This is a genomic window from Lentzea sp. JNUCC 0626 (genome assembly GCF_043632865.1).
Classification (GTDB): domain Bacteria; phylum Actinomycetota; class Actinomycetes; order Mycobacteriales; family Pseudonocardiaceae; genus Lentzea.
The window spans coordinates 6,855,155-6,872,444 of the sequence record NZ_CP171635.1; the positions used below are offsets into that span (position 1 = coordinate 6,855,155).

At 69.3% G+C, this 17,290-nt stretch carries 17 protein-coding genes and 1 tRNA gene; 5 read left to right on the forward strand and 13 right to left on the reverse strand.

The window, feature by feature from the left end; genetic code table 11:
• Positions 1–5: 5 nt before the first annotated feature.
• Positions 6–287, forward strand: coding sequence for a hypothetical protein (locus JNUCC0626_RS31295; RefSeq protein ID WP_394614354.1), 282 nt, complete (start codon positions 6–8; stop codon positions 285–287).
• A 60-nt stretch (positions 288–347) separates the two neighbouring features.
• Here the strand turns inward: JNUCC0626_RS31295 and JNUCC0626_RS31300 are convergent.
• A tRNA-Thr gene (locus JNUCC0626_RS31300) sits at positions 348–421 on the reverse strand.
• 109 nt (positions 422–530) lie between these two features.
• On the opposite strand from JNUCC0626_RS31300, the gene JNUCC0626_RS31305 reads away from it, so the two are divergent.
• The 4 genes from JNUCC0626_RS31305 (at position 531) to JNUCC0626_RS31320 (ending at position 4,114) form a co-directional block, all read left to right on the forward strand.
• On the forward strand, positions 531–1,892 hold the full coding sequence (locus JNUCC0626_RS31305; RefSeq protein WP_394614356.1) for a hypothetical protein: 1,362 nt from the start codon (positions 531–533) through the stop codon (positions 1,890–1,892).
• A gap of 82 nt (positions 1,893–1,974) precedes the next feature.
• Positions 1,975–2,802 carry a 5-dehydro-4-deoxy-D-glucuronate isomerase gene (gene kduI / locus JNUCC0626_RS31310; protein WP_394614358.1) on the forward strand — a complete coding sequence of 276 codons (828 nt, stop codon included), beginning with the start codon at positions 1,975–1,977 and terminating at the stop codon, positions 2,800–2,802.
• The gene (locus tag JNUCC0626_RS31315; protein WP_394614360.1) at positions 2,799–3,524 is read left to right on the forward strand and encodes an SDR family oxidoreductase; all 726 of its coding nucleotides are present in this window, start codon (positions 2,799–2,801) and stop codon (positions 3,522–3,524) included. Before kduI ends, JNUCC0626_RS31315 begins: the two co-directional genes overlap by 4 nt.
• Entirely contained in the window at positions 3,521–4,114 is a 594-nt protein-coding gene (locus tag JNUCC0626_RS31320) for an IclR family transcriptional regulator (RefSeq protein ID WP_394614362.1), read from the forward strand. The genes JNUCC0626_RS31315 and JNUCC0626_RS31320 overlap by 4 nt, the downstream gene beginning before the upstream one ends.
• Here JNUCC0626_RS31320 and JNUCC0626_RS31325 read toward each other — a convergent pair.
• The 12 genes from JNUCC0626_RS31325 to JNUCC0626_RS31380 form a co-directional block, all read right to left on the reverse strand.
• Positions 4,091–4,492, reverse strand: a complete 402-nt coding sequence (locus tag JNUCC0626_RS31325) for a hypothetical protein (RefSeq protein ID WP_394614364.1) — start codon at positions 4,490–4,492, stop codon at positions 4,091–4,093. The two genes, JNUCC0626_RS31320 and JNUCC0626_RS31325, sit on opposite strands and share 24 nt — an antisense overlap.
• Positions 4,485–5,681 (reverse strand): DNA polymerase III subunit delta', encoded by a 1,197-nt coding sequence (locus tag JNUCC0626_RS31330; RefSeq protein WP_394614366.1) that lies wholly within the window; start codon positions 5,679–5,681, stop codon positions 4,485–4,487. Before JNUCC0626_RS31330 ends, JNUCC0626_RS31325 begins: the two co-directional genes overlap by 8 nt.
• A gap of 23 nt (positions 5,682–5,704) precedes the next feature.
• Entirely contained in the window at positions 5,705–7,741 is a 2,037-nt protein-coding gene (locus JNUCC0626_RS31335; protein WP_394614368.1) for a bifunctional MFS transporter/dTMP kinase, read from the reverse strand.
• Positions 7,742–7,813: 72 nt separating this feature from the next.
• Positions 7,814–8,095, reverse strand: a complete 282-nt coding sequence (locus JNUCC0626_RS31340) for a hypothetical protein (protein ID WP_394614370.1) — start codon at positions 8,093–8,095, stop codon at positions 7,814–7,816.
• 155 nt (positions 8,096–8,250) lie between these two features.
• Entirely contained in the window at positions 8,251–11,022 is a 2,772-nt protein-coding gene (gene topA, locus JNUCC0626_RS31345) for a type I DNA topoisomerase (RefSeq protein WP_394614372.1), read from the reverse strand.
• 141 nt (positions 11,023–11,163) lie between these two features.
• Positions 11,164–11,736 carry a hypothetical protein gene (locus JNUCC0626_RS31350; RefSeq protein ID WP_394614373.1) on the reverse strand — a complete coding sequence of 191 codons (573 nt, stop codon included), beginning with the start codon at positions 11,734–11,736 and terminating at the stop codon, positions 11,164–11,166.
• A 65-nt stretch (positions 11,737–11,801) separates the two neighbouring features.
• A complete protein-coding gene (locus tag JNUCC0626_RS31355; RefSeq protein ID WP_394614374.1) occupies positions 11,802–12,341 on the reverse strand; it encodes a hypothetical protein in 540 nt (179 codons plus the stop codon).
• A 4-nt stretch (positions 12,342–12,345) separates the two neighbouring features.
• On the reverse strand, positions 12,346–12,939 hold the full coding sequence (locus JNUCC0626_RS31360) for a hypothetical protein (protein WP_394614375.1): 594 nt from the start codon (positions 12,937–12,939) through the stop codon (positions 12,346–12,348).
• Complete coding sequence (locus JNUCC0626_RS31365) at positions 12,936–13,541, reverse strand: hypothetical protein (RefSeq protein WP_394614376.1); 606 nt, start codon at positions 13,539–13,541, stop codon at positions 12,936–12,938. Before JNUCC0626_RS31365 ends, JNUCC0626_RS31360 begins: the two co-directional genes overlap by 4 nt.
• Before the next feature lie 81 nt (positions 13,542–13,622).
• Entirely contained in the window at positions 13,623–14,183 is a 561-nt protein-coding gene (locus JNUCC0626_RS31370) for a hypothetical protein (RefSeq protein ID WP_394614377.1), read from the reverse strand.
• Between the two features lie 29 nt (positions 14,184–14,212).
• Positions 14,213–14,785 (reverse strand): hypothetical protein, encoded by a 573-nt coding sequence (locus JNUCC0626_RS31375; protein WP_394614378.1) that lies wholly within the window; start codon positions 14,783–14,785, stop codon positions 14,213–14,215.
• A 63-nt stretch (positions 14,786–14,848) separates the two neighbouring features.
• Positions 14,849–17,158, reverse strand: a complete 2,310-nt coding sequence (locus JNUCC0626_RS31380; protein ID WP_394614379.1) for a sodium-translocating pyrophosphatase — start codon at positions 17,156–17,158, stop codon at positions 14,849–14,851.
• Positions 17,159–17,290: the final 132 nt, after the last annotated feature.

Here is a 17,290-nt window from a genome sequence, read left to right on the forward strand (position 1 = left end):
GCGCCGTGGCCCCTTTCGCGCACGACGAGAACATCCGCCGCTTCCACTGGGCCGGCTACGTCATCCCGGCCGTGCTGGTCGTGTCGTCCATCGCCGCGGCCATGCGCTACCCGAGTTGGCTGTGGGTGGTGCCCGTCGTGTGCTCGCTGGGGGCGGCGTTCGCGACCTTCCGCATTCGCAGCCGGGACACCTACGGGCAGGTGTTGGCGTGGGCGATCGCGGCGGGCGCGTTGATCGTGCTGGCGATCGTGGCCGTGGGCGTCGCGATGAAGTCCACGATGTCCTGACGCAACCCGGAAACAGCGGAAGGGCCAGGTCACGAATGACCTGGCCCTTCCGTCTCACCGAGCCGCCTATCGGAATCGAACCGATGACCTGCTCATTACGAGTGAGCCGCTCTGGCCGACTGAGCTAAGGCGGCGAGACGCGATAACTATAACCGACCCGCAAGCGCGTTACTCACAGGGGTCCCCCTCGTTGTACGGACAGTGACCGAGGTCACCACCTCCCCACCGCCGAGGAGTGCTCCGATGCGCCGTTCGTTGTCCGTGCCGCTGGCCGGGTTGCTGCTCGCGCTCGTCGCGATGCCCGCGCTCGCGCAGCCCCCGACCACTCCGGTGCCGGGGCCGCGCGATCCGAACCAGCCGCCGGCGTCGGCGCCGAACGGACCTCAGCCGCTCGGGCACGCGGTCGGGGACGCGGGGACCGGGCTGAGCGTGCTGCGGCTTGGACCGCAGGGTGTTCCCACGAACACGATTCTTCCTGGGTTCGGGGATCAGTTGCCGAAGCAGTCGGTGACGGAGTTCGGGTTGGGGCTGGCGAGTGCGCAGGTCAACACCGAGGCGTTCCTCGCGACCGAGCGGGTGGTGACGCAGGCCAATCCGTTCGGGTTCGCGGTGGCCGGGCGGGCGCCGCAGACGCCGGGGACGTTGGTGCAGACGGCGATTCCGGACAACCCGCAGCCGACCAGCGGTGGGTTGCCGATTCCGGAGACGCCGCTGGCGAAGCTCAAGGCGTTGAACGGCAGCGTGCAGGCTCGGTGGGACGAGAAGGTCGGGCCGTGTGTGAGCCCGCTGGCCACGGCCAGGACGTCGCTGGCCGGGCTGGAGGTGCTCAGCGCGTTGCCCGCCGAGGTGCCGTTGCCGGTGAAGACGAGCCTGATCAGCATCCCGGACACGTTCGAGGCGAACTCCGTGGTGAAGCTCGTCGATCTGCCCGGCAGCAAGAACAAGGCGGTCGAGTCGACGTCGACGATGCGGGCGGTCAGCGTCGAGCTGGCCGGGGGCATCAAGATCGACGTGGTCACGCCGCCAACGCTCACGGCCACGGCGACCGGGGACGAGAAGACGTCGACGATCACGTACTCCGCGCCGGTGCTCAAGGTCAGTCAGAACGGCAAGGAGCTCGGCACGCTCGACGCCGCGCACCCGATGTTGGACATCCCGTTGTTGTTGGACCTCGTGGTCGTGAAGTTGCAGATCGCCGGGCTCAACGAGAAGAAGGCCGCGTTCTCGGGCAACGGGTTCAGCGGGTTTCAGCTCGGGGCCACGGCGCGGATGCTCGACGTGCAGCTGCTGCCGACGGACAAGCTGAAGCTGCCGAACCTGCCGACGGCGCTCGCGCAGATCTCGCTGGGCGAGCAGATCGTGCGGGCCGCGGCGCCGCAGGGTGGCGTCATCTGCGGGACCTCGCAGCCGCCGCAGACCACCGTTCCGCAGCAGCCCGGTGCTCCGGCCGCACCGCCCAAGGGTGCGCCGCCGCTGGCCTACACCAACGCCGCGTACAACTCGATCCCGTTGTTCTGGACGGGAACGGCGTTGCTGCTGGCGGGTGTCGTGATCTTCGCCGCGCTGCCGTCGCGGCGGCCGTCCAAGGCAGACCGTCCCAGCTGACGGACTGAGGGTTGTTCCGACTGGCGGAACGTAGTTCCATGCGGGTAGCCATTCCGCCGCCAGATCGGAAGGCACGCACGCAATGCAGGTCAGGCACTCGACCCACCCGGCCCAGCTGCCGGGCTTCGACACGGACGGACTGCGGCAGCACTACCTCGTCGACGACCTCTTCGCGCCGGGTGAGATCCGGACCGTCTACACGCACGAGGACCGCATCGTGCTGGGCGGAGCGACCCCGGAACCAGGCGAGCCGCTGAAGTTGGAAAGCGCTTCTCCCTTGCGGTCGCAGTACTTCCTCGAACGACGTGAGCTCGCCGTCGTGGCCGTCCGGGGCAGCGGGACCGTCACCGTGGACGGCACCGCGCACGAACTCGGCACGCGCGACTGCCTCTACATCGGACAGGGCTCGAAGGACGTCGAGTTCAGCGCGTCCATCGAGAACACCCGCTTCTACCTGTTCTCCACGCCCTCGCACGCCCCGCATCCCACGTCCGTCGCCCGGTACGACGAGGTCGAGGTGATGGAAGCGGGCGACCAGAGCACCGCGAACCGGCGCGAGATCCGCAAGTTCGTGCACGCCGACGGCATCCGCTCGTCGCAGCTGGTGCTCGGCGTGACGTCGCTCCAGCCGGGCAACGTCTGGAACACCATGCCGCCGCACACCCACGACCGGCGCACCGAGTGCTACCTCTACTTCGACCTGCCGGAGGAACACCGCGTCGTCCACCTGTGCGGTGAACCGCAGAACACGCGGAACATCGTGGTGCGCAACGAAGAAGCGGTGATCTCCCCGTCCTGGTCCGTCCACAGTGGAGCAGGAACGCACTCGTACACGTTCGTCTGGGCGATGGGTGGCGAGAACCAGGCCTACGACGACATGGACCAAGTCGCCGTGACGGAGCTGCGATGAGCTTCTCGTTGGCAGGCAAGACAGCGCTCGTCACGGGCGCGCGCACGGGCATCGGCCGTGCCATCGCGAAAGGTCTGCACGAGGCGGGCGCGCAACTGGTCCTCGTCGGCCGCGGCGACCTGTCCGACGTGGCCCCGGCCGTCGCCACGGTGTCGATCGACCTCTCCGCACCGCAGGACGTCGAACCGGCCCTCGCCCCGATCCTCGCCGAGCACCGCGTCGACGTGCTGGTCAACAACGCCGGCACGATCCACCGGGGTGCCGCCGTCGACGTCGCGCTGTCCGACTGGCAGCGGATCATGGCGGTCAACCTCGACTCGGCGTTCGAGATCTCGAAGCTCTGCGGCCGGCAGATGATCGCGAACGGCGGCGGCAAGGTCGTCAACATCGCGTCGATGCTGTCGTTCCAGGGCGGCATCCTCGTCTCGGCCTACACCGCGTCGAAGCACGCCCTGGTCGGCATGACGAAGCTGCTCGCCAACGAGTGGGCGGAATCGAACGTGCAGGTCAACGCCATCGCACCGGGCTACATCGCCACCGACAACACGGCACCGCTGCGGGCCGACCCCAACCGCGAACCGGCGATCCGCGGCCGCATCCCGGCAGGCCGCTGGGGCACACCCGAAGATCTGGTGGGCCCGGCGGTGTTCCTTTCCAGCGCCGCATCCGATTATGTGACCGGACACGTTCTGGTCGTGGACGGAGGCTGGCTGGCGAGATGACCGACACCACCGACGGGCATCTCACCGGTCCGCGCGTCCTCGCCCTCGCGGGCAAGGTGCTGCGGCCGATGGACGCGGTGGAGCGGGCACGACCGGCACTGCGCGCGTTGCAGCGGTCAACGCGCTGCACCGTGCACCTGGCCGTGCTGTTCGGCGACGAACTGGTCTACGTGGACAAGATCGAGGCCGACAAGCCGTACCGGATGGCGTCACGGCTGGGCACGTCCCTGCCCGCCCACGGCACCGCCATCGGCAAGGCCGTGCTGGCCTCGTTCTCCCCCACCGAACTGGACGCCTACCTCAGCCGCACCGGCCTGCCCGGCCGCACCCCGCACACGATCACCTCCACACCTCGACTGAAGGCGCAGCTCACGAGGGTGCGCCGGTCCCGCTTCGCGCTGGACGACGAGGAGAACGAGGTGGGCGTGCGCTGCGTCGGCGCCGCCGTCCGCGACCACGCGGGCGCGGTGATCGGCGGGCTGTCGGCGTCCTCGCTGGCGCTGGAGCACTCGCTGCCCGAACTGATCGCGCTCGGGCCGCGGGTGCTGCGGGCGGCGGACGAGGTGTCAGCCGCGCTGGGGTGGCCTTAGGAGGTCCGGTGAGAGGTCGAACAGGCGGGCCATGTCGTGGAACGCCGCCGGGCACGCCTCGAGCACGGCCTCGTGTCCCTCGACGGACCGCGCGTACAGCAGCAGGAACCACGGATCGAGCAGGTCCGGGTCGTAGATGTGCGCCTCGACGGTCACGCCCGCCTCGTCCTCGCAGAGGTAGTGCGGGTCGTGCCAGTGGATCCACCACGTCCGCCCGCCGGCGACAACGGAGTCCGGGATGTCGTCGGACTCGTCGGGGTTCGGCAGCGCCCCGACCAGCAGGTGCGCCAGCGCGCGGAACTCCGCGACCAACCGCTCCAGGTCAGGCCGCAGCCGCGCCGCCGTCTCCGCGGTGACGGTCACGCCGAAGTCAGCCACGGTGCAGGGTGGTGACCATCGCCTCGACGGCGATGCGCGGCTTCACGTTGACCCCGATCGCCTCGCGGCAGGCGAGCACGGCTTCCAACCGCCGCAGGATCGACTCCGGCGTCCACTGGGCCGCGGCCGTGCGAGAGTCGCTGGAACGGTCCGGGTGCATCAGCGCCGCCTCGGACCCGGTCCTCGTGACCAGGGCGTCGCGGTAGAAGCCGGCCAGGTCGACCAGCGCCATGTCGAGCGAGTCGCGCTGGGTTCGGGTGGCGCGGGACTTCTGGCGCTTCTCCAGGTCCTTCAGCGCTCCCTTCGCGCCGCGGGTGGCGGCGGCGGTGCCCTTGCCGGTGCCGCCCGCGCCCATCGCGGTCTCCAGGGCCTCGCGTTCGGCCTCGTTGCGGGACTCGTTGGCGGTCGAGGCGTCGTCCTCCGCCGCCTTGATCAGCTCGTCGGCGCAGGTGAAGACGTCGGCGGGCCTGCGCAGTGCCAGCGGGATGCGCAGGACGGCCTCGCGGCGGGCGCGGGACTGCTCGTCCGAGGCCAACCTGCGCGCACGGCCCACGTGTCCGCCGCAGATCGAGGCCGCCCACTTCGCCATCTCGGGCGAGACGCCGTCGACGGTCTCCAGGGCGGAGGCGATGGCGGCGGGCCGGGGTGAGCCGAGGGACACCAGACGGCAGCGCGAGCGGATGGTCACCGACACGTCGTCCGGGTGGTCGGACGGGGCGCAGAGCAGGAAGACGGTGCGCTCCGGCGGTTCCTCGACGGCCTTGAGCAGGGCGTTCGCGGCGCCTTCCGTCAACCGGTCGGCGTCCTCGATGATCACGACCTGCCAGCGGCCCGAGGTGGGGCGGCGGGCCGAGATCTGCACCAAGGAGCGCATCTCGGCGACGGAGATCGAGAGGCCCTCGGGGGCGACCACGCGCACGTCGGCGTGGGTGCCGTGCAACGTCGTGCGGCAGCCGGTGCACTCGCCGCAGCCCGGACGGTCGTCGGTCACCACGCACTGCAACGCGGCGGCGAACGCGCGGGCGGTGGACGAACGGCCGGAGCCGGGCGGGCCGGTGAAGAGCCACGCGTGCGTCATCACGCCTGGTGCCGGGGTGCCGCCGGCGACGATCGTGGCCGCTGCCTCCGCGGACGCCGACAGGGTCGCCACCGCGTCGGGCTGGCCGACGACCTCGTGCCACACGCTCATGAGTGCAGTCTTCCAGCGGCGGGTCAGACCGCGGCTTCGGGGACCGCACGTCGGCGGCCGGCGAGCAACGGCACCACGGCGGCGCGCACCCGGTCGGCCACCTCGTCGGTGTCGCCCTCCGCCTCGACCACCAGGTACCGGTCGGGATCGGAGGCGGCCATCTCGCTCAGCAGCCGCTGCACCCGCCAGTGGTGCTCCGGCCCGATGCCCTTGCCGTCCACCACCGGACGGTCCAGCAGGATCGTCAGGTCGGGACGCAGGCGGCCGGTGGCCCAGTCGACCAGGCCTTCGAGCTCCTGGTGTTCCAACGAGCTGGTGGCGGTGAAGTGCGCCAACGGCGAGTCGACGTACCGCTCCATCACCACGACGGCACCCGAGTCCAGTGCGGGACGCACCTGCCGTTCGACGACATCGGCGCGCACAGCAGCAGCAACGAGGGCCTGCGCGCGCACGCCCGCGAGTTCGGCCGACGACAGCATCGTGCGCAACCGGCGTTCGTCGTGCTCGGGATCGGCGGCCAGCAGGACCTCGAGCCCTTCGGCGCGCAACGCGGCGGCCAGGCGCCTGGCCTGCACCGACGTGTCCTCACGGGTGTCGCCCTCGACCGCGATCAGCATGCCCTTGGTGTGCCGCCGGCCCCGGATCGCCGCGAACAACGACGACAACACCGGCTCCTCGCGACGGTCGTCCATCTGCCGGTACGCGACGAGGCCCAGCACGATCGCGATCACCGCGCCGCCGAGCATCACCGGACGGCTCGCGTCGACCTCCATCGGGTGGCCGAACACGCTGATCTGCCGCTTCTGCAGCAACGTCAGCAGCAGCGGCGCGCCACCGGACGCACCGAACAGCACGACCTTCAGCAACGTCTGGATCAACGCGACCGTGCGGCCGCGCATGTCGTCCTGGACCTGCGAACCCACGATCGTGAGGCCCGTCAGGAACGCCACGCCCGCGCACGCGCCGACCAGCGCCACCGTCAGCAGCGCGAGCCACAGGTGCGGAGCCAGCGCGACCAGCGCGAGCGAGATGCCGGCGAGCACGATCGTGACGCCGAAGAGGCGGTTGTAGGCGAGGCGCTGGGCCAGCCGCGGTGCCGTCGCCATGCCGACCGCGAGCCCGAGGAACACGGCCACGAACAGCAGGCCGAACGTCGAGGCGCCGCCGAGCAGCGACGACGCGTAGGTCTTCGCCGTGCCGATCACGACACCGGCCGCGGCGAACGCGCCGACCATGCCGATGAGCAGGCCGCGGACCAGCGGCGTCTTGCCGGCGAACCGCAGGCCCTCGCGCAGCATGGCGCCGAAGCCGGCCTTGTCCTCGTCGTCCTTCCTGCGGGCCGACGAGACGCGGCCGGACAGCTCCGGCAGGCGGGTCGCGACCAGGATCGCCGAGGTGAAGTAGAGCAGGCCGTTGATCACCACCGCGATCGTCGCGATGTTGAACTCCAGGTTCCCGCCCTGCAGGTTCAGGTAAGCGGGGATGCCCGAGATCAGCGAGTAAAGGCCGAAACCGCTGATCGTGGAGATGCCGTAGGTCATCACCAGACCGAGCTGGTTCGCCGACTCCACCTGGTCCGGGCGGCGCAGCAGGTTCGGGACCGCCGACTCCTTGGCCGGGATCCACAGCATCGCGCAGCAGCCGACCAGGAAGTTCGCGATGAAGAGCCAGATCGGCGAGCCGACCAGCGCGATCGAGATGAACAACGACCCGCGCAGGATGTCGCAGACGACCATGACCTTGCGGCGGTCGAACTTGTCCGCGAGCACGCCGCCGATGGGCGCGAAGAGGATGCCGGGCAGCAGCTGCGTGAGCACGACGAGCGGCAGCGCGAACGACTGCCACTCGTAGCTCTTCATCATCGTGGAGACCAGACCGGTCAACGCGAGCAGTGACAGCCAGTCACCAACGCTGCACAGGTAGGTGACGAGCCAGAGCCGTCGGAACGGCCGGATGGCGAGTACCGATCGAAGCCGGTGAACCGTGGACACGCTGGACTGGGCCTGCCCTGCCTGGCCTGCCTCGGTCGCCGGTGTGTCCGCGTCCTGAATTTCCGTCACCCCTAAATCGCCACTCCCGTGCGATCAGCGTAACCGGATGTGGTGAGCCAGGAGGACGGACTCGGGACACGGCTAGCTGAAGATCGCTCCGAGGATGCTGACCAGGACCAGCACGAAGAACCCGATGACGACCAGGCAGCCGATGAACGCGGCCACGCCACTCGTCTGCTGCGCGGGCTGTTGTTGTTGCTGCGCAGGGGTTTGCGCGGGTGTCTGGTAGGCGGGAGCGAACTCCTGCGGAGCGTACTGGTGCTGCGGGCGCGGCGCCCGGCCACGCGGACGCCGTTGCTCGCGCTGCATCTGCGCGTAGACCGCCTGCCGCGCCTCTTCGGTCGGCGCGGGAGGTGTCGGCACGGACACACGTGAGCTGAGAGACGTCCATTGAGGAGTGACGTAACTGTCCGCCGTCACCAACCCGGCCAACGGGTCCGGGTACAGCCGAGGAGGCGGCGGGGCCTGAGTCCCGTCGGGTCCGAACTCGTTCGCCGGCACCGCCACCCCCTACGACATCAGCTCTTGGACTTGGCCGGAGCCTTCTTCGGCGCGGCGGGCTTCTTCGCCGCCGGCTTCTTCGCGGGGGCCTTCTTCTTGACCGGCCCCTTGGCGCGCTTCTCGGCCAGCAGTTCGGCCGCGCGCTCGTCGGTGATCGACTCGACGCTGTCGGTCTTGCGCAGCGACGCGTTCGCCTCGCCGTCGGTGACGTACGGGCCGAAGCGGCCCTCCTTGATCACCATCGGCTTGCCGGACACCGGGTCGTTGCCCATCTCGCGCAACGGCGGCGCGGCGGCCGCGCGACCCCGCTTCTTCGGCTCGGAGTAGATCTTCAGGGCCTCGTCGAGCGTGACCGTGAAGATCTGCGCCTCGTCGGTCAGCGACCGCGAGTCCGTGCCCTTCTTCAGGTACGGGCCGTAACGGCCGTTCTGCGCGGTGATCTCGGCACCCGTCTCCGGGTCCTTGCCCACCACGCGCGGCAGCGACAGCAGCTTGAGCGCGTCGTCGATCGTGATCGTGTCGAGCGACATCGACTTGAACAACGACCCGGTGCGCGGCTTCGGGGCCTTCGCCTTGGACTTCGCGGCCGTGCCGTTCTCGGCCGGTTCCGGCAGCACCTCGGTCACGTACGGACCGAAGCGGCCTTCCTTGGCCACGATCTCGTTGCCCGAGACCGGGTCGGTGCCGAGCGATCGGCCCTCCTGCGGCGTCGAGAAGAGCTTCTCGGCGATCTCGCTGGTCAGCTCGTCCGGCGCCAGGTCCTCCGGCAGGTTCGCGCGCTGCGCGGCCTCGTCGACCTCGCGCTCCAGGTACGGCCCGAAGCGGCCGACGCGGACGACGACCGTGCGGCCCTCGTCGTCGCTGAACAGCGGGATCGAGTTGACCTCGCGCGGGTCGATGTCCTCGACGCCCGTGCCGACCAGCTTCTTCAGCCCGCCGGAACGGCCGATCGAACCGTCCGGGCCGACGTCGCCGCCGAAGTAGAACCCGGACAGCCAGTTCGTGCGGCCCTGGCGACCTGCGGCGATGCCGTCCAGCTCGTCTTCCAGGGCGGCGGTGAAGTCGTAGTCGACCAGGCGGCCGAAGTGCTGCTCCAGCAGCCCGACCACGGCGAACGCGACCCAGGACGGGACCAGTGCCGCGCCCTTCTTCCACACGTAGCCGCGGTCCTGCACGGTGCTGATGATCGACGAGTAGGTGGAGGGACGGCCGATGCCGAGCTCCTCCATCGTCTTGATCAGCGACGGCTCGGTGTAGCGCGACGGCGGCGAGGTGGTGTGCCCGTCCGCGGACAGCTCCGCGATCGTCAGGTCCTGGTCCTTGACCAGCAGCGGCAGGCGCGACTCCGCGTCGTCCGACTCGCCGCCGGCCTCGGCGTCGACGGTCTCGACGTAGGCCTTGAGGAAGCCGGGGAACGTGATCGTGCGACCGGACGCGGCGAACGTGACCTCCTGGCCCGTCGCGGCACGGCCCTGGATGCGGATGCTGGTCGTGTTGCCCCGCGCGTCGGCCATCTGGGAGGCGATCGTGCGCTGCCAGATCATCTCGTAGAGCTTGAACTCGTCCGAGTCGAGCTCCGCCGCGACCTGGCCGGGCGTGCGGAAGACCTCTCCCGCCGGCCTGATGGCCTCGTGGGCCTCCTGCGCGTTCTTGACCTTGCGGGTGTACTGGCGCGGCTTGTCCGAGACGTACTGCGCGCCGTACAGGTCCGTGGCCTGCGTGCGGGCCGCGTTGATCGCGGTCTCCGACAGCGTCGTGCTGTCGGTACGCATGTAGGTGATGTAGCCGTTCTCGTACAGCTTCTGGGCCGTGCGCATCGTCCGGTCCGCGGAGAAGCGCAGCTTGCGGCCCGCCTCCTGCTGGAGCGTCGAGGTCATGAACGGCGCGTACGGCTTGCGCGTGTACGGCTTCTCCTCGACCGAGGAGACCTTGACCGGCGCGTTCTCCAGCCCGGCGGCGATGGCGCGGGCCTGCTGCTCGTCCAGCACGACCACCTCGGCCTTGCCGGTGAGCTTGCCGTCCGAACCGAAGTCACGGCCCGTGGCGAGCCTCGTGCCGTCGACGGCCACGAGACGCGCGCCGAACTGACGCGGCGTGGCGTCCGCACCGGCGTCCATCTGCGCGGAGATGTCCCAGTAGCTCGCGGAGACGAACTTCATCCGCTCGCGTTCGCGCTCCACGACCAGACGCGTCGCCACGGACTGCACGCGGCCAGCCGAGAGCTTCGGCATGACCTTCTTCCACAGGACCGGGCTGACCTCGTAGCCGTAGAGGCGGTCGAGGATGCGGCGGGTCTCCTGCGCGTCGACCAGGTCCTGGTCGAGGTCGCGGGGGTTCGCGGCGGCGGCCTGGATCGCGGACTCGGTGATCTCGTGGAACACCATCCGGCGGACCGGGACCTTCGGCTTCAGGGTCTCGAGGAGGTGCCACGCGATGGCCTCACCCTCGCGGTCACCGTCTGTCGCGAGGTAGAGCTCGTCGACGTCCTTCAACGCTTCCTTGAGCTCGGTGACCAGCGACTTCTTGTCGGCGGAGACCACGTAGAGGGGTTCGAAGTCGTGGTCGACGTCCACGCCGAGCCTGGCCCAGGACTGGCCCTTGAACTTCGTCGGAACGTCGGCGGCACCGCGCGGCAGGTCCCGGATGTGTCCCCTGGAGGACTCCACGACGAAGTTGGCGCCGAGGTACGAGGCGATCTTGCGCGCCTTCGTGGGCGACTCGACGATCACCAGTCGTCGGGTGCTGCCCCCGCCTCCGCTGCTCTTTCTCGTCCGTGTCGATCCAGCCACTCGCCGTCCCGCTCTCTTCCAAACCCGGTTCCCAGGCCCGCCAGTGTTGCCCAGCGTCGGCCGAAAAGCACACCTGTCCGTCATGTCTCCGCGACGCCTGTACGACGAGACAGAGTGACACAACCATGCCGGACCGCCCGCTCAGGCCGCCGGCCAGGTGCTCATCGCCACTCCCTGAGGAGGGCTTCCGACCAGCTCAGCGAGCCTTGCCAGCCGTCGCCGGCCGGTCACCCGCAACGCCGGTGCCCCTACCAGGGTGCACGGAAGTCCGGACGCGAGCAGGGCATTTTGCAACGGTAGGTGTGTCTGCGGCGCGTTGGGGTCCAAACCGAGCAGGTACGCGGACTCCATCCAGCTGCCCGCGGCCAGCGCCCAGACGCGCAGCACTGCTCCGTTCAGCTCAAAGTCCGGAGGGACGGTCTTCGCCGAACCAGTCAGCCAGCGGGCGGCCAGAGGGGTGAGATCCGTGCGGAACGGCGTGCGGACGAAGTGCGTGCCCTCCTCGTTGACGCACAGCTCCGTGGTCACGCCGCGCTCGGTGCAGGCCTGCTTGAGGGGCTGGTGACGCCACTGATCACGCAGTTCGACGTAGACGCGGGCGGCCGTACCGCGCGCGAAGCTGACGGCCTGCCCCGGCCCGCAGAGGAAGCCGGCGAGGTCCGCCTTGGCCGGCGTGCGCGCCTCGGCCGAGAAGAAGGACAGCTGCCCAACCACGGCCGACAGCGTAGAACAGACGTTCGACTGTGACCAGTGGTGCGCCTGTGACTACGCCGGTCGAGCTACCCCGCCTTGAGCTCGTCGCAGGCCGACGCCTTGCCGATCGCTCCGGCGTACTTGGGCGACTTCTCGAGCGCGTCGAACGTCGCTCGCAGCTGTTCGGGATTGCTCACCTGCGAGGTGTCGGCCAGCACCTTCTCGGCGGCGTCCCAGAAGGCCGCGTCCGGCGCGAGGGCCGTGACCGGCGCTTTCGCCGCCTCGTAGGACCTGGCCGATTCGCCGACGTAGGCGAGGAGCCGCTCGTGCGTGCTCTTCAGGTCGTCGGACGGCGGCCCGAGTTCCTTCAGCTTCGTCTCGGCGCTCTTGAACGCCGTCGCGTTGTCGTTCACGAGCTTCAGGTAGGCCGCCTTGACCGCCGCCGGATCGGCCGCGTTCTGCGCCTGGAGCGCCTTGCCCGCCTTCAGACCGGGCACGAACGCGCCGCAGAAGGCGTCCACCCAGCCGCCCTGCGCGTCGGTGAGCGGCTTCTCCTCGTCCGACGCGCATCCGCTGGTCAGGACGGTCGTAGCGGCCAGCAGGGCGGCGATCAGGCGTGTCCTCACCCGGCTAGTTTCCCCTGGCCGTCGCCTGCCAGTCCGAGCAGACCTTGTTAGCGCGGAACGCCGAGTTGTACGCCGGCACGTCCAAGATCTGCTTGAAGAAGGCCTTCACGTTCTCGTCCTCGCCCATGAAGCCCGTGGCCATGACCTGCTCGTACCGCTCCGGGAACTTCTCGTCCGCCGCCAGCGCGTCCAGCCGCACGGCCGCGTCGTCGAAGCCCTTGGCCTCCCCACGCAACGACTTGACCAGCCGTTCGTGCGGGTTCTGGACGTCGGAACCCAGCGGGCCGAGCTTCTCCAAGGTGTCTGCCATCAGGCGGTCCGAAGTCGCGGCGAGCTTCACCCAGCTCAGCAGGGCCGTCTTCATCTCCTGCGGGCCCTGCGCGGCCTTGGCCGGGATGTCGCGGCGCGCGATGGCGAGGACGCCCAGCGGGCCGCAGTAGGCGTCGAACCAGGCCGCCGGATCGGCGCCCGGCACGTTCGCCGTGGTGGTGGTCGTGGGTGCCGCCTGCTGCACCGGAGCGGCAGGCGGCGGCGGTGTGCTGCAAGCGGTGAGCGCGGCCGTGCCCAGCACGGCCGCCACCAGCCTGAACGAGATCACTGGCCGATCAGCGAGCCGAGCTTGGTGCGCATCTCGGTGCACTCGGGCGCCTTGGTGATGGCGTCCTTGAGCTTCGGGTCGGCGTCGAGCTTCTTGATCTGGTCGGACAGCTTCGACGGGTCGGCGGAGTCGCCACCGATCTTCTCGACCTGGTCCATGAAGTCCGGCGCGGTCGCGTCGATCTTGCTGATCTGCTCGTGGACCGACTTGTACTCCTTGGCGCCCTCGCCGAACATCTTGACGAGCTCGTCGTGGACCGCCTGGTGCTCGGGGCCGGGCGCGCCGACCGCCTTGAGCTTCGTCTCGGTGTCGGCCATCGCCTTGCCGCCGGTGTCGAGCAGCTTGAGCATGCCCTCCTTGATGGCGGCCGGGTTGTCGGCGTTCTGCGCGACGACGGTGATGAGCTCGACCGCACCCGTGAGGACCGGGGTGGTGCCGGCGCAGAACGCACCCGCCCACTTGATCGGGTCGGCGGCGGGCGCCGTCGTGGTGGTGGTCGTGGGCGCAGAGGACTGCGTGGACGGCGCGGCGCTGTTGCCACAGCCGGTGAGGACCAGAGCCGCGCCTGCGCAGGCAGCAGCGATCGACAAACGTGCGTTCACGGTGATTTCCCCCAGAAACGTCTAACCGGACCGCCGAACAGTACACGTTCGAGCGATCCGGTCAGACGTGATTTCTGCCTGTCAGGTGGTGGGCGGCGAGGTCTGCAACTCCTTGCAGTTGGCCGCTTTCGCAGCGGCACCGCCGAGGCCCGTCTCGTCGAACTTCTTCTGCACGTCGGCGCCCGCCTTCTCCAGTTCGCTCGCCTTGCCCACCATCTCGGTGAAGGCGGCGACGACCTGGTTGACGTCGGTCGAGGAGTCGAGCTTCGACTTGGTGTCGGCGAGCAGCGTCCGGATCTGGCCCATGCCCTCACCCGCGGCGGTGGCCAGCTCCTTCGACTTCGGGTGCGGGCCGTCCTCGAGGCCCTTGAGGTCCGCGATCGACTTGTCGACGGCGGTGACCTTCGTGCCGAGCCACTCGGACATGCCGGCCTTGAGCGTCGACGGGTCGTTCATGTCGATCGGGGGCTCGTCGGACATGGCCTTCACGGTGCCGCCGACGGCCCCGCAGACCTTGTCCATCCACGCCACGACGTCGGCCTCGTTCGGGGTGGCCTGCGTGGACGTGGACGAACCTCCACTGCTGCACGCGGAGACCACGAGCAGACAGCTCGTCACAACTGCGATGACTGTGCGGCGCATGGGGCGGAAGTTACTCCGGACGGCCCCGGTCAGCTCGTCGGCGTGACGTTGAGGCGTTGCATCTCCTGGCACTTCTCCGCGGTCTGCGTGGCCTTCTGCAGCTCGGGAACGCCCTGGAGGTCGCGCAGCGGGTCAGCGAGTTCGGAGAGCTTCCCGATGGCCTCACCGGCGGCCTGGATGCCGCCCGTGGCGTCGTTGCCGTCCGCCTGCTCGATCTTGGTCTTGGCCTCGGTGAACACCGTGCCGAGGGAGGTGAACGTCTCGGCCATCTTGGTCACGGCCTCCTCACCACCCGCGACAGGTGACGGGCCGACGTTCTTGAGGCCCTCCGCCGACTTGGCGAAGGCGTCGGCGAGCTGGCCCATGTAGGCGGCCATCTCGGCCTTGAGCTTCGAGGTGTCCGCGGGATCGACCTTCGGGGCGGTCTTCTCGATCTTGGCGAACTCGGACGCGGCGGAGCACACCTTGTCCATGTACGCGACGGCTGCCGCGTTGTTGACGCCGCTCGAGGGCGTCGGGGAAGTGCCGGAGTTGCCGCCGTTGGTGCACCCGGCCAGCGCAAGGGCGGCAACAGCGGCAGTGGCGACGAGGCTGCGCCTCATGTCGGAACTCCTCGGTCGGGGTACGTCGGGGGAAACCCGAACGTACCCCGACCGGAGGTGGATCTACGCGGCGCCGTTGCTGACGGCCTCCGCGGGCGAGTCCGCGATCGCGGTGCCACGACGCTTGGACACGACCACCGCGGCGACGATGATCAGTGCCGCGACGACGGCGATGGCGATGCGGATCGGGTCGGACGCGCTGTCACCGATGGAGAAGGTGACGATGGCGGGCGCGATCAGCACCGAGACCAGGTTCATGACCTTGATCAGCGGGTTGATGGCCGGGCCTGCCGTGTCCTTGAACGGGTCGCCGACGGTGTCGCCGATGACCGTCGCGGCGTGGGCGTCGGAGCCCTTGCCACCGTGGTTGCCGTCCTCGACCAGCTTCTTGGCGTTGTCCCAGGCACCACCGGAGTTGGCCAGGAAGACCGCCATGAGCGTGCCGGTCGCGATCGCACCGGCGAGGTAGCCCGCCAGCGGGCCGACGCCGAGGCCGAAGCCGACGGCGATCGGGGCGAGCACGGCCATCAGACCGGGGGTCGCCAGCTCGCGCAGCGAGTCCTTGGTGCAGATGTCGACGACGCGGCCGTACTCCGGCTTCACCGAGTAGTCCATGATGCCGGGGTTGTCGCGGAACTGACGGCGCACCTCGAACACGATGGCACCGGCGGCGCGCGTCACGGCGTTGACCGCGAGGCCCGAGAACATGAAGACGACAGCGGCACCGATCGCGACGCCGACGAGCACGTTCGGGCTGAACACCAGGTTGCTGAACGACACCGGCAGGTCACCGGTGAGGTTGCCCACCTTGGCGATGGCCTGGGTGATCGCGTCCTGGTACGAGCCGAACAGCGCCGTCGCGGCGAGCACGGCCGTGGCGATCGCGATGCCCTTGGTGATGGCCTTGGTGGTGTTGCCCACAGCGTCGAGCTCGGTGAGGATCTGCGCGCCCTCGCCGTGCACGTCACCGGACATCTCGGCGATGCCCTGCGCGTTGTCGGAGACCGGGCCGAACGTGTCCATGGCCACGATGACGCCGACGGTCGTGAGCAGACCACAACCGGCGAGCGCGATCGCGAACAGCGCGACGACGACCGAACCGGACAGCAGGAACGCGCCGTAGACGGCGGCACCGATGACCAGGGCGGTGTAGACGGCGGACTCGAAACCGACCGAGATGCCGGACAGGATGACCGTGGCCGCACCGGTCAGCGAGGTCTGGCCGACCTCCTTGACCGGCTTGTGGTCGGTGCCGGTGTAGTAGCCGGTCAGCCAGAGGATGACGCCGGCCAGCACGATGCCGATGATCACCGCGACGGCCGCGATCAGCTGCGGGTTGCCGGTGGTGGCCTTGACCGCGTCGCTGACGCCGCGCAGGTCCGCGAAGGAGCTCGGCAGGTACGAGAAGGCGGCGATCGTGCACAGCACCGCGGAGATGACCGCGGAGATGTAGAAGGAGCGGTTGATCGCGGTGAGGCCGCTCTCGCCCACCTTCGCCTTCGTCGTGTACACGCCGATGATCGCGGTGATCACGCCGATCGCGGGAACGATCAGCGGGAACAGCAGGCCCTGCACACCGAACGCGACGGTGCCGAGGATCAGCGACGCCACCAGGGTGACGGCGTAGGACTCGAAGAGGTCCGCGGCCATGCCGGCGCAGTCACCGACGTTGTCGCCCACGTTGTCCGCGATGGTGGCGGCGTTGCGGGGGTCGTCCTCGGGGATGCCCTGCTCGACCTTGCCGACCAGGTCGGCGCCGACGTCGGCGGCCTTGGTGAAGATGCCGCCACCGACGCGCATGAACATCGCGAGCAGCGCGGCACCGAAACCGAAGCCCTCCAGGACCTTCGGGGCCTGGCCCGTGTAGACGAACACGACCAGCGCGGCACCGAAGAGACCGAGACCGACCGTGGTCATGCCGACCACACCGCCGGTGCGGAACGCGATGCGCGTCGCCTTTTCGCGACCGCCTTCCTCGTTCGCGGCGGCCGCGACACGCACGTTGGCGCGCGTGGACAACCACATGCCCAGGTAGCCGATAGTCGCCGAGAACGCGGCACCGACGATGAAGAACAAAGATCGACCGATTCGCTCGGCCAAATCATCTGCCGGAAGCGCGAACAGCAGTACGAACACGATCACGACAAAAATGCCGAGCGTGCGGAACTGCCGGTTGAGGTAGGCCGCTGCGCCCTCCTGAACCGCCTTGGCGATGTCCTGCATCTTGTCGGTGCCCTGGCCGGCGGCCAGCACCTCCTTGAGCAGCACGTACCCGACGGCGAGAGCAGCCAGGGCGACCACGGCGACCACGGCTACGACGCCGCGATCACCCCCGGAGAGCTCTAGGCCCTCCGCGAGGAATTGCCGGGACATCCGTCCTCCTGGTGAGTTGCCATGTGCAGCGCCAAGGCAGTCCAGCCGCCCAGCGCGACGTGACGCATCCCTCATTGGATGCGATGAGCGGGGAGTCTAGGGGCTGGTTGCAAGGAGGCAACGAAACGTCCC